We start from the raw sequence: 12750 nt of genomic DNA on the forward strand, positions 1-12750 counted from the left end.
CCGGCGGCAGCCGCCGCGGCCACCCCCCGGGCAGAGGGGGCGGTGCCAGGAGCGGTCGCGGGCGGAGCGCCGGGCTCCGGCAGGCGCCACAGGGGCCAGTTGCGGCGCACCTCTTCGGGCAGGGGTGGGTTGGCACCCGCCACCGCCGAGGCGATGCCCAGCTGCAGGGCGGTGTAGGCGGCGGCAGACTGCAGCACATAGGCTTCCTGCAATGCCTCCTTTTCGCGGGCGAGCAACTGCGCATCCAGGCGCAGCGAGACCGAGACGCCCAGCACCACCGTGGTCACCACGGCCATCAGGCCCAGCGCAAACAGCAGGATGTAGCCGCGTTCGCCGGCGCGGCCGGCCCGGTGGGCGCGGCGCTGCGGGGGCCGGAGGGGCTGCAGGGTGCGGGTGGTCATGGTGCGCCAGCCTCGCTGCGGGCCTTGTAGACCAGGGCTGGCATGTCGTCGCGCACACCCGACAGTCCCATGCGCAGCAGGTCGGGCGGCTGGCGCAGTTGCTCCCACTTGGCCAGCCAGGTGGGGATGGGCTTGCCTTCGCGGTTGGGCAGGCGGGTCAGGTAGGAGAAGGCACACATGCGCAGGCCCGAGGCCAGTACCTGGGTGTCGAGCAGGGTCGGGGTCGGTCGGTTGCCGGTGTTCGTGGGGGTGGCGGGGGGCAGCGTTTTCACGCGGTGCACCAGCGCCAGGCTGTTGCTGCCTTCGGCGGTTTCGCAGGCATATTCCACGCGCGCAATGGCCGGGGCCGCACCGGGCGTGCCCATCACCGGGTGCAGGGTGTCGAACTCCAGCGTGGTGGCACTGCCCTTGACGGAGATGCCGCGCGTCGTCCATTCGTGGCGCAGGATGCGTTCGGCACCGCGCACTTCCTCGCGCGAGCGGGCACGGTCGCTGTTGCGGCCGTAGAAATCGAGCGCCGTGGACATGGCCGAGGCGCCGATCACCGCCACCACGGCCGAGATGGCGAGCGCCACCATCAGCTCCAGCAGCGTAAAGCCGCCCTGGGCGCCGGGGTGCGAAGTGGGGTGGCGGCGCATCATGGCGAGGGCCGCACGGGGTTCTGTGGATTCGCCGGGGTCGACGAGGTGGGCGCTGCCGAGCCGCCCGCAGTGCGCTCACCCGGCGGGGGCGGTGCCAGGCGGTAGCTGTTCAGGCGGTAGACCTGCTGGTTGCCCTTGGGGCCCCAGAAGACCTCGACCTCCACCTCTTCGAGCTTCTGCCGGAAGGCCGGAATCCGCTCCTGCTGCGCGCGGGTCAGGGCCTCGAAGGGGCGCAGGTGGACGCGGTAGCCGAAATCGGTGCCGGCATAGCCCTGGTCCACGGCGTCGTCGGCCACGGCGAAGGTGGGGCTGGCCAGCGCTTCGTCGAGTTTGGCCTGGGCCAGCGCCATGGCGGCGGTGTGGCCGTTGATCTTGTCGTCCAGGCGTGCCGTGCCCGAGATCGCGGTGAACGCGATCGCCAGGCCGAAGCCGATCAGCACCATGGCCACCAGCACCTCCAGCAGCGTGAAGCCGTGTTGCTGCAGGGCGCGCGGCCGGGCAGGCACGGGCTTACTGTTCGGTCGGCGCGGCATCTTTTCTTTCAATGCGTCCGCTGACGCGGGCCATGCGGAACTGCTGCTGCACGCCCGAGGGGGTGCGCACCAGAAAGGCCGCCTCCTGCGCGGTGCCATCGGGGTAGAAGAGCAGCTGCAGGGTTTCGTCCTCGGCCCGGGTGGCCGTGGCCGCCGTGCGCGGGCGGTCCGCGGGGCTGGCAATGAGGCGGTAGTTGCCGGGCAGCTCCAGCACATTGCCGGCCGCCGTGGCGATGCGCCCCGAGTCAAAGTACACCGTGGCTTCCACCAGCGCCCCCCCGAGCACGGCCCGGTTGCGCAGGCGCTTGAGCTCCTGCTGCGTGCGGTCGAGCCAGCGGCGCTCCTCTGCGCGGCCGGCCAACTGGTCCACCGAGACCATGGCCAGGCCCGTGCCGATGCCGACCAGCACCAGCACCAGCAACAGCTCAAGCAGCGTGAACCCGGCGGTCTTTTTCATGCGCAACCGCACGGAGCCCCAAAGGCGTTATTCCCAGCTGCGGATGTCGGCGTCGTCCCCGCTGCCGCCTTCCTTGCCGTCGGCGCCCAGGGACGAGAGCTCGTAGTCGCTCTTCTCGCCCGGTGCACGGTAGACGTAGCTGTTGCCCCAGGGGTCCTTGTCCACCTTCTTCTTGAGGTAGGGGCCGCGCCAGCGGGCCGCCTCGGCCGCGTCGGCGGGCTTTTCCGACAGGGCGGCGATGCCCTGCTCGGTGCTCGGGTAGCGCGACATGTCCAGGCGGTAGGTGTCCATGGCGGCGCCCAGCATCTCGATCTGGGTGCGCGCTGCCTTGACCTTGGAGGCGTCGAGCTGGCCGAACAGGCGCGGGCCGACCAGCGAGGCCAGCAGGCCCAGGATGACCATGACGATCAGCAGTTCGATCAGCGTGAAGCCGCCTGCGCGGCGCAGCGCGGGCTTGCGGGAGGGGAGCTTGAAGGGCATGTGCATTGGAAAAAACCTACTTACTTACTACGTCACTTGTTCATTTACAGGGGCATGTCGTTGATCGAGAAGATGGCGGTCAGCATCGACACCACGATGGTGCCGATCAGCCCGCCCATCAGCAGGATCATCATGGGCTCGAACAGCGCCACCAGGTTGCGGGTGGCCTTCTGGATGTCCTTCTCATACTGGTCGGCCACCTTCACGAGCATGGCATCGAGCGCGCCCGACTCCTCCCCCACCGCGGCCAACTGGCCCAGCAGGCGGGGAAAGAACGGGTCGGCGCGCACCGGGCCCGACACGCCTTTGCCTTCCTGCACAGCGCGCACCAGCCGGTCCAGCGCCTTGCGCAAGGGGATGTGCTCGGTCAGTTCGCGCACGATGCGCATGCCGGTGAGTATCGGAACCCCGCTGGCCAATAGAGTTCCCCAGGTGCGGCAGACATGGGCCAGCTGGATCTTGAGCAGCAGGGGCCCCAGGATGGGCATGCGCAGCAGCAGCAGTTGCCAGCGCTCGCGCCATTTGTCGTCGCGCAGGGCCATCACGAAGCCGGTAAGGGCCACGGCGATCACCCCCAGGATGTACAGGCCATAGGTCTTCAAGAACTCGCCGGTGCCGATCAGCACGGCCGCCGCTGTGGGCAGCTCCTGGTGCATGTCGGTGAAGATCTGGCCGAACTTGGGCAGCACGAACACCGTGAGCCCGAGCAGCGCGCTGACGCCGAAGAAGAACAGCAGCACCGGGTAGATCGACGAGGTGACCAGGAACGAGCGGAACTCGATGCTGCGCGTGTAGAACTCCACCAGCCGCTGCATCACCACGGGCAGCACGCCGCCTTCCTCGCCGGCGCGCACCATGTTCACGTACAGGCGCGGGAACACCGAGGGGTGGCGCATGAAGGCATCGCCCAGCGAATTGCCCTTTTCCACGTCCACCACCACGGCCTGCATCACGCCGCGAAAGAAGGGCTGCTCGATGCTGCTCTGGCAGATGTGCAGTGCCCGGTCCAGCGGCAGGCCGGCGTCGAGCAGGGTCAGCAACTGCTCGGTCATGGCCAGCACATGCTTGATGCCCACGCGCTTGCTGCCGCCGAGCGAGGCGGTCCAGCCGGTGCCGGACGCAGCCGGCTTCTGCTCGGACGCCAGTGGCAGGTGCTGGGCGGTGTCGGCCGGCGGGGGGCTGATGCCCGCTTCGGCGGCAATCCCCTGGCTGGCGGCCCCTGAGGTACCCGGCCGCGGCCTCACGTCATCTCCTGGCGCGTGACGCGCGCCAGCTCTTCGAGGGTGGTGATGCCCGCCAGCACCTTGCTGATGCCGTCGGCGCGCATGGTGCGCACCCCTTGCTCGATGGCCTTGCGGCGCACGCCTTCGGCAGGCATCTTCTGGATGATGGCTTCCTTGATCGCCGTGGTCATGGGCAGCATCTCGTAGATGCCCGTGCGGCCGATGTAGCCCGACTGGCCGCAGTGGTGGCAGCCCTTGCCGTGGAACAGCTCGGTCACCTGGTGGGCCTCGACACCCTCTTCCGCCAGGAACAGCAGGTCGGCCGAGGTGGGCGTGGTGCTTTCGCGGCAGTGCGGGCAGATCACGCGCACCAGGCGCTGCGCCACGATGAGTACCACCGAGGAGGCGATCAGGTAGCTCTCCACGCCCATCTCCATGAGCCGGTGGGGCGCGCCGAACGAGTCGTTGGTGTGCAGGGTCGAGAACACCAGGTGGCCCGTGAGGGCGGACTGGATGGAGATCTCGGCCGTCTCACGGTCACGGATTTCGCCGACCATGATGATGTCCGGGTCCTGCCGCACGATGGAGCGCAGCGCGCTCGCAAAGGTCAGGTCGATCTGCGACTTGACCTGGATCTGGTTGATGCCGTCGATCTGGTACTCGACCGGGTCTTCCACGGTGATGATCTTGTTGCCCGGCAGATTCACCTGGCCCAGCGAGGCGTACAGCGTGCTGGTCTTGCCGCTGCCGGTGGGGCCGGTCACGAGGATCATGCCGTGCGGCTGCACGATGGCGGCCTCGAGCATGGCCAGCGCCTCGGCGTTCAGGCCGAGTGAGTCCATGCCCATCATGCCGGGGCCCTGGTCCAGGAGGCGGATGACCATGCTCTCGCCGTACACCGTGGGCACGGTGGAGACGCGCATGTCGATCTGGCGGCCACCGACTTCCATCTTCATGCGGCCGTCCTGGGGCAGGCGGCGCTCGGCGATGTTCATCTTGGCGCGCAGCTTCAGGTGCGAGATGGACGCCATGTACATGCGCCGCGGGGGCGATTCGGCGTCGAACAGCACGCCGTCGATGCGGTAGCGCACGCGGAACTTCTGCTGGCTGACCTCCAGGTGCAGGTCGGATGCCCGGCTTTCCACCGCGCGCAGCAGCAGCGACTGCACCAGGCGCACCACGGGGGCATCCTCGGCCAGGGCCTTGAGGGTTTCGAGGTCGTCGTCCTGGTTCTCGGAGCCCGATGCGTTCTCGTCGTCGAAGGCGGCCAGGTTGGCGTTCTCGGGGCGGTAGACCTGGTCCAGGCCGGAGTGGATCCACATGCGCGGCGCCAGGTGCAGGCGCGTGGGCACGGAAAAGAACTGCTTCAGGGCATCGAGCGCGGCCAGCTGCACGGGCACGCTGGAGGCGATGTGCACCGCTTCGTCCGTGACCGAAAAGGGCAGCAGCGAGTTCGTGCGCAAAAAGGCTGGCGACAGGCCCTCGATCGGGGACACGTCCTGCAGCGCATGCGTCATGGTGTTGAGCAGCGGCACCTTGAGGTTGCGCGCGAACTGGGCCAGAAGCTCGGCTTCCTGGTTGCCGGCGTCATCGGTGCCGATGGGGAGACTGCTCATAGTTGCTGTGGGAATGGCCGGTTCGGCACTGGGGGGCATGGGGTGGAAGGGGTTTGCCAGCGGCCCATGGCCTGCAGGATGGGCGCTGAACGGCCCGTGCGGCCACAGGCCGGGGGTGTTCTGGCACCACCCGGCATTGTAGTTTGTTCGCCTTTCGCGGGGCACCCCCTGCATGGGTGGGCTTGTGCCGGCGCGCGTAACAAAGATGAGTGCGTGTTAATGGGGGTCAGATCGCGAGGGGGTCGACATCCACCAGCCAGCGGATCAGTCCCTTGTGGGCCGGATCGCTGCGCGTGGCCTGCAGCACCGGCTGCCAGGCGGCCAGAAAGCGTTGCAGGGCCGTGCGGCTCTCGCTCTCCAGCAGCATCTGGGCGCGCTCCACATTGGCGATGCGCTGGATGGTCAGCGGCACGGGCGGGTACAGGGTGACATGGTCCACGCCCGGCAGGCCGTGCTCCCGGGCGGCGGCGCTGGCCGCGGTCAGGAAGGCCTGGGCCACCTCTTGGGTGCGGGCGTCGGCGCGCACCAGGGCCTGGTAGGCGAAGGGGGGCATGCCTGCCTCCTGGCGCTCCTTGAGCTGCTGGGCCGCGAAGGCGGGGTAGTCGTGTGTGCGCAGCGCCTCGAACACGGCATGCGTGGGGTGGAAACTCTGCACCCACATCTCGCAGGGGGCGCCGCCCTGGGCCGCCATGTAGGCCGCGTCGCGGCCGGCGCGCCCCCCGGCCTGCATGAGCAGTGCGAACAGCCGCTCGGCCGAGCGGAAGTCGCTGGAGAACAGCGCGCCGTCGGGCTGCACGGCAGCCACCAGGGTGATGCGGCGAAAGTCGTGGCCCTTGGCGATCATCTGCGTGCCCACCAGCACGTCCACCTCGCCCGAATGCACCTGGGCCAGCTGGCTTTCGAGCGCGCCCTTGGCCTTGGTGGTGTCGGCATCGATGCGCGCGATGCGCGCGGGCGAGCCGTCGGGCCGCAGCACCTCGGACAGCAGGCCGGCCAACTGCTCCTCGAGCTGCTCGGTGCCCCGGCCCATGGACAGGATGTCGGGGCTGCCGCAGGTAGGGCAGTGGCGCGGCACGCGCACGGTGTAGCCGCAGTGGTGGCAGCGCAGGGTGCGGTCGGCCTTGTGGAACACCTGGTGCGCACTGCAGTGGGGGCAGTCGCTCTTCCAGCCGCAGTCGGCGCAGTGCAGCACGGGGGCATAGCCGCGTCGGTTGAGGAGGACCATGCATTGTTCGCCGCGCTGCACGCGCTCGGTGATGGCGGCCAGCAGCGGCGCGGTGAACACCGCGCGCTTGGGCTGCTGGTTCATGTCCACCCGGCGCACCCGCGGCAACTGCCCGGCGCCGATGCGGCTGGGCATGTGCAGGCGCAGGTAGCGGCCGCCCTCGGGGTCCTCGGGCGTGGGCGGGCGGCTGGCGTGCCAGCTTTCCAGCGACGGTGTGGCCGAGCCCAGCAGCACCTTGGCGCCCTGCTCGCGCCCGCGCCACACGGCCAGGTCGCGCGCCGAGTAGCGGGCGCCCTCCTGCTGCTTGTAGCTGGGGTCGTGTTCCTCGTCCACCACGATCAGGCGCAGGCCCGGCATGCTGGCGAACACCGCCATGCGCGTGCCCAGCACGATGCGCGCCGCGCCGCTGTGGGCGGCCAGCCAGCTCTTGAGGCGCTGCGGGTTGGTCATGCCGCTGTGCAACGAGACCACGGCCTGGGCGCCGAAACGCGGCGCGAAGCGGGCGGTGAAGCGCTCTTCGAGCTGGGGGGTGAGGTTGATCTCGGGCACCATCACCAGGGCCTGGGCGCTCGGATCGGCGTCCAGCACCTCCTGCGCGCAGCGCAGGTAGACCTCGGTCTTGCCGCTGCCAGTGCTGCCGAACAGCACGAACGGGCCTTTTTCGGCGGCGATCTGCGCGCGCGCGCTTTCCTGCTCGGGTGTCAGGGCCACGCTGGGCAGGGTCTGGCCGGAGTCGCCGGCGGGCAATGCCGGGCGGCGCAGGCGCCGGGCCAGCTGCTCAGGGCCCAGGTCGCGCAACTGGGGCGGCAGGGCGGCCAGCGCCACCTCGCCCAGCGCGCGCTGGTAGTAGCGTGCCGCAAACCCGACCAGGCGGCGCCAGGGCGCGTCGAGCGGCGCCACGCCGGCCAGCACCCCAGCGATGGGGCGCATGGTCGTGCCTTCGGGCAGCTCGCCGGTGGCCTCTTCCGCGTCCCAGACCACGCCCAGTACCTCGCGGGTGCCAAAGGGCACCCGCACCAGCGTCCCGGGGGGCAGCGGATCGGGGCTGGCATAGCTCAGCAGATCGCCCACGCCGCTGTGCGAGGGGGCGTGCAGGGCCACATGGACGGTGGTGGTGGATGGAGGCGGCAAGGTCGGTGGTTCAGGGGCAACCGGGAATCGTACGCCAATCCTCCTGGGGGCTCGGGCTGTCCGCGGTGTGGGGAGGTTGCGCGTGCTACTTCATGTGCTGTGGCGGTGTCAGCGCTAAGTCGCTGATCGTGCTGCTTTTTTCAAGTCATCCCACAAATCTGTGGATAACTTTGTTGACATCCTGTCTTCACCGTGGCCCAGGCCGCATGGATACTGGGCTGGAACAAACTGCCTGTAAATCCAGCAGAGAGAAAAAATCCATATGAATCAATCATCTGAAGATTTTTGGAGGGCTTTTTTGTGTTAATCGCCGGCGGGTGCATTTTTGCTGCGCCGCATCACGTTTTGTGTGCATAAGTCGAGCCTGCCCGGTTCGTCAAGGGGAGAATGGCCACCATTTCTGTGCTAGCCGATCGAGTCGGTATGCAGTGTTTTCTGTGATGTCGCCCGCAAGTGCTTGATTTTGCAAGGCTTTTGCGAGAAGTTCAGAATTTCTGTGGATAACTTTGTTGATATCCCCTGCGCGCAGCCCGCCAGCCCTTGAAAAACCGTGCTTCCGGTAGGTTGCCCGCCAAAAGTGCAATCGAAGGATATCCATATGAATCAACCACTTGCGTCGCTGCCAAAATAAAGTGGCGCCCCAGAAACAGCGCGATTGAATTTTTCAAGGATGCGCTGCCAGTGTGCACAACTCCGGCTATTTCCCGCCTGCTGGAGGGCTTCGAGGGGCTCTCTCGATGCCCTCCGACGAGATGGCTGGACTTTTTTTTTGCCAGCGTACCCGGGTGCTGGCGCACGGGTGCGATGGATCGCCTGGCCGAAGATTCCGCCCCGCCCTGCCAAGTCATCCCGGAAATCTGTGGATAACTTTGTTGACATCCTGTCTCCAGTGCGCCGCAGGCCGCATGGATGCTGGGCTGCGACAGAATGCCTGTCAAAACGGCAGGGTCAAAAAATCCATATGAATCAATCATCTGAGGATTTTTGCTGCACCTTCTTGTGCTAGTGCCGCAGCATTGGCTTTTGCTGCGCCGCATTACCTTTTGTGTGCATAAGTGCAGTTCGCGCGGTTCGTCAAGAGGACATTGCCCGCCATTCCCGTGCCCGCGGTGTAGGACGATGTCCACTGATTCTTGCAGTTCACGCCGCAAGTGCTTGATCTGTCACAGTTTTTTCATGAAATTCAGAATTTCTGTGGATAACTTTGTTGATATCCCCTGTGTTCTGGCTGCCAGCCCTTGAAAAACCGTGCTTCTGGTAGATTGCCCAGCAAAAGAGCAGCGCATGAATGCCTATACAAATCAATGGCTTGCATGCGGTCCGAAAAAAAGGGCCGTCCAATGGACGGCCCGATAGATTTTCTTGCAGATGCACCACTGCTGTGCACAACCCAGGCTATCCCGCAACCCGGGAGAGCGCTTTTCAACCCGCGCTGCGCTGATTGCGTGAATGGCTGTGCACGGTTTCCACCAGCGCCGCCACATGCTCGGGTGGCGTGAACTGGCTGATGCCGTGGCCCAGGTTGAAGATATGCGTGGGGCCGGTGGTGCTGCGGTCGGTGTGCGGCGTGCCGAAGCTGTCCAGCACCCGGCGCGCCTGGGCTGCGATCTGCTCGGGCGGCGCAAACAGCACGTTCGGGTCGATATTGCCCTGCAGGGCCTTGCCCGGGCCGCCCACGGCGCCACCCACCAGGGCCCGGGCGCGCGCCAGGTTCGCGGTCCAGTCCAGGCCCAGCACCTCGCAGTCCAGGGGCTTCATGTCTTCCAGCCACAGGGCGCCGCCCTTGGTGAAGACCAGGCGCGGTACATCGGTGCCGTCCACGCCGGTGCGCTTGAGCTGGGCCAGCACCCGCGCCGTGTAGGCCAGGCTGAACTCCTGGAAGGCCCCGTCGGCCAGCACGCCGCCCCAGCTGTCGAAAATCATCACCGCCTGGGCGCCCGCGTCGATCTGGGCGTTCAGGTAGGCGGCCACGGCGTCGGCATTGGTGGCCAGGATGCGGTGCATCAGGTCCGGGCGCGCATACATCAGGCTCTTGACCAGGCGGTAGTCGTCACTGCCCTTGCCTTCCACCATGTAGCAGGCCAGCGTCCAGGGGCTGCCCGAAAAGCCGATCAGCGGCACCCGGCCGGTCAATGCCTTTCGAATGCTGGTCACGGCGTCGAACACATAGCGCAGCTTGTCCATGTCGGGCACGGCCAGTTCGGCCACCGCGGCCTCGTCGCGTACCACCTTGGCAAAGCGCGGGCCCTCGCCCTCGGCGAACGACAGGCCCAGGCCCATGGCATCGGGCACCGTGAGGATGTCGCTGAACAGAATGGCCGCATCGAGCGGAAAGCGCTCCAACGGCTGCAGCGTCACTTCGGTCGCGTAATCCACGTTGGTGGCCAGGCCCATGAAGCTGCCGGCCTGGGCGCGCGTGGCCTTGTACTCGGGCAGGTAGCGCCCTGCCTGGCGCATCAGCCACAGGGGCGTGTAGTCGGTGGCCTGGCGACGGCAGGCGCGCAGGAAGGTGTCGTTGGAAAGGGGGGCGAAGCTCATGCCCCGATTGTCGCAGGGCCCGGAAACTGGACGGAATCGCCAGAGCAGATGGGGTTGGGTGTGCTGCCTGCGCAGATGTCGCGGAGGCCTGCAACAAAGGCCTTCATGGGCAGGGCCGCGGCCCTGCAAGCGCCACCGTGGATCCGGCTTTGCCGGTCCACCGGAGGCGTCCCCCTCAGGGGGAAGACGCGCAGCGGCTCAGGGGGAGCTATCTCTCCGCGATGTAGTGCGACATGCGCACGACCTCCCCTGGCGCGAGGAAGGCGCGCACCTCGGTCTCCAGCGTCTGGTCGGCCATGGTGGCGCGGGCGCGCTGGTGCAGGTAGTCGGCCCAGGATTCGACGATGAAGCGCTCCACATAGCGGGTGGGATCGCCCAGGTCCTTGTAGACGCGCCAGAAGGTGGCGCCATCGCGCCGGCGCGGGGCCTTCATGCGGCTGATGGTGTCCAGGAAGGCCGCGTCCGTGCCTTCGGCGATGCGGTAGCTCACCTCCACGGCCACCGGGCCTGCCTCGGGCAGGGGTTCGGCCTCGATGAAGAGTTCGTCCCAGGGCGTGGCCTGGGTCACCTCGTGCAGGGCGCCCATGCGCAGCGGCATGGGGCGCGCGAGCAGCAGGCCCACGGCCATGCAGGCCGCGGCGGCTACCAGCGTGGGCGCCAGGCCCACGATGTCCGAGGCAGCCCCCCAGATGGCCGAGCCCATGGCGAAGGCGCCCAGGGCCGTCACCATGTGCATGGCCACGGCGCGCGAGCGCACCCAGGGCGGTGCGCTGGCCTGGGTGGCGGTGTTGAAGGTGGACATCGCCGACATCCAGGCCGCACCGCCAAACATCATCGCCAGATAGACCACGATGGCGGTGTGCGAGAACGCGGCCACCAGCATGGCGCCTGCGAACACCACGCAGGCCACGTTGACGATGACTTCCAGCCCGAAGCGCGCGCGCAGCTTGCCAATGACCAGGCCCACGGCCACGGCGCCCGTGCCCAGGCAGCCCATGAGCAGGCCAAAGCCCTGGGCGCCTGCACCCAGCTGGCGCTGGGCGATCACCGGCAGCAGCGCCCACAGGGCCGAGCCGGCCGCGCTGAAGGCCGTCACGCGCACCAGCTGCGCCAAAATCATGTGCGAATGCCAGGCAAAGCGCAGCCCGCTCAGGGTGCCGCCCCACAGGCGCTCGGCCGGCAGCCGGGTGGGCGCATGCGGGCGCGGCGGCCAGCGGCGAATGGACTCCCACATCACCATGGTGGTGACGGCCGCGATGGCGAACACCCAGCCTGCGCCCAGCTGGGCGAACACCAGGCCGGCCAGCGTGGGCCCCACGGCGCGCGCCGCGTTGTAGGCGATGCTCACGGCCGTGATGGCCTGCGGCCACTCGTCGCGCGGCACCGGGTCGATGACCGAGGAGTTCCAGGCCGGCGTGAGCACCGCCGTGCAGCAGCCGCAGACGAACACCAGGAACAGCACCGAGGCCGGCCCGCCCTTGCCCGCCAGCACCAGTACCGCCAACAGGCTGCAGGCGGCGATCTGCGCGATCAAGGCGCCGGAGATCAGCCGGCGCCGGTCGGTGGTGTCGGCCAGCACACCGGCCGGCAGCGCCAACAAAAACATGGGCATGAACACGGCTGTCTGCACCAGCGCGGCCAGGAAGGACGAGCCCGACAGCTCCACCATCAGCCAGGCCGCCGCCATGGTCTGCATGCCGCTGCCGATGAAGAAAACCCCGCCGCAGATCCACAGGCCCCGGAAAGCAGGTTGGCGCAGCGGACTCCAGAGCGAGGTGGATGAGGACATGGATGGCGTGGGGCGTGGTTCTATAGATAGAGAAGACAGACAGGGCGTGTGGCGACCCTTTGCCACAGGATAGCGGCAGCCGACGCATTGCGGTGCGCCAAAGCCCGTTTTTCCTGTACGGCGGCCAATGGAGTGTGGGAATGGGGCCGGCTGTGGGCGTACCGCTACTCCGGGTGCCGCCCGCCGCGCAGCCGGTAGGTGCGCGGCACGTCGGTGCGGGTGGCCACCAGGGCCTCGGCCTGGCGCTGCATGTGGACCAGGCTGGCATCGAGTGTGTCGAGGGCACGGGCATCCAGCCCGGTGAGCAGGGCCTGGTTGAGCGCCTTGATCTGCGGGAACAGGGCGTCGTGCACCGCCTGGCCAGCCGGGGTGAGCGAGAGCACCGCCTGGCGCCGGTCCCCCGGCATGGCTTCGCGCGTGATGAGCTTCTTGCCCAGGAGCGAGGTGATGGCACGCGAGGTGCGGGCCCGGTCCAGGCCCAGGCGCTCGGCCAGTTCAGCCGGGGGCATGCCGGGTCGCTCGGCCAGCCACATCAACAGGCCCCACTCGCGCCGCGTGATGCCGTAGCCGCCCTCGCACAGGCGCACCACCAGGCTGCCGGCCACGGCCAGCAAGCGGTTGAGCCGGTACATCAGCAGGTGCCGGGCCGCCTCGGGGTCGGCCAGCCGCAGCGGGTCATCGGGTTCGGGCATCAGGGTAAACACGGGCATGGATTG

General features: G+C 67.9%; 12 protein-coding genes. All 12 read right to left on the reverse strand.

What is annotated here, in order from left to right; all coding sequences use genetic code 11:
- Positions 1–401: hypothetical protein (locus PMI14_RS34595; RefSeq protein WP_007852034.1), on the reverse strand; the 401-nt coding region annotated here is incomplete at its 3' end.
- On the reverse strand, positions 398–1042 hold the full coding sequence (locus tag PMI14_RS07135) for a type II secretion system protein J (protein ID WP_007852035.1): 645 nt from the start codon (positions 1040–1042) through the stop codon (positions 398–400). The genes PMI14_RS07135 and PMI14_RS34595, both read right to left, overlap by 4 nt.
- The gene (locus PMI14_RS07140; RefSeq protein WP_035202757.1) at positions 1039–1548 is read right to left on the reverse strand and encodes a prepilin-type N-terminal cleavage/methylation domain-containing protein; all 510 of its coding nucleotides are present in this window, start codon (positions 1546–1548) and stop codon (positions 1039–1041) included. The genes PMI14_RS07135 and PMI14_RS07140 overlap by 4 nt, the downstream gene beginning before the upstream one ends.
- 4 nt (positions 1549–1552) lie before the next feature.
- The gene (locus PMI14_RS07145) at positions 1553–2032 is read right to left on the reverse strand and encodes a prepilin-type N-terminal cleavage/methylation domain-containing protein (RefSeq protein WP_007852037.1); all 480 of its coding nucleotides are present in this window, start codon (positions 2030–2032) and stop codon (positions 1553–1555) included.
- Between the two features lie 27 nt (positions 2033–2059).
- Positions 2060–2518 (reverse strand): type II secretion system major pseudopilin GspG, encoded by a 459-nt coding sequence (gene gspG, locus PMI14_RS07150; RefSeq protein ID WP_007852038.1) that lies wholly within the window; start codon positions 2516–2518, stop codon positions 2060–2062.
- A gap of 38 nt (positions 2519–2556) precedes the next feature.
- Positions 2557–3756 (reverse strand): type II secretion system F family protein, encoded by a 1200-nt coding sequence (locus PMI14_RS07155; RefSeq protein ID WP_007852041.1) that lies wholly within the window; start codon positions 3754–3756, stop codon positions 2557–2559.
- Entirely contained in the window at positions 3753–5351 is a 1599-nt protein-coding gene (locus tag PMI14_RS07160) for a GspE/PulE family protein (protein ID WP_052024349.1), read from the reverse strand. The genes PMI14_RS07155 and PMI14_RS07160 overlap by 4 nt, the downstream gene beginning before the upstream one ends.
- Positions 5352–5577: 226 nt before the next feature.
- Positions 5578–7707 (reverse strand): primosomal protein N', encoded by a 2130-nt coding sequence (gene priA / locus PMI14_RS07165; protein WP_035202758.1) that lies wholly within the window; start codon positions 7705–7707, stop codon positions 5578–5580.
- A gap of 485 nt (positions 7708–8192) precedes the next feature.
- On the reverse strand, positions 8193–8681 hold the full coding sequence (locus tag PMI14_RS34760) for a hypothetical protein (RefSeq protein WP_146187901.1): 489 nt from the start codon (positions 8679–8681) through the stop codon (positions 8193–8195).
- Positions 8682–9129: 448 nt separating this feature from the next.
- Positions 9130–10245, reverse strand: a complete 1116-nt coding sequence (gene hemE / locus PMI14_RS07170; protein WP_007852054.1) for a uroporphyrinogen decarboxylase — start codon at positions 10243–10245, stop codon at positions 9130–9132.
- Positions 10246–10453: 208 nt separating this feature from the next.
- On the reverse strand, positions 10454–12034 hold the full coding sequence (locus PMI14_RS07175) for an MFS transporter (RefSeq protein WP_007852057.1): 1581 nt from the start codon (positions 12032–12034) through the stop codon (positions 10454–10456).
- Positions 12035–12198: 164 nt separating this feature from the next.
- A complete protein-coding gene (locus PMI14_RS07180; protein WP_007852061.1) occupies positions 12199–12744 on the reverse strand; it encodes a MarR family winged helix-turn-helix transcriptional regulator in 546 nt (181 codons plus the stop codon).
- Positions 12745–12750: the final 6 nt, after the last annotated feature.

It is taken from the genome of Acidovorax sp. CF316, from assembly GCF_000276605.1.
GTDB lineage: Bacteria > Pseudomonadota > Gammaproteobacteria > Burkholderiales > Burkholderiaceae_C > Acidovorax.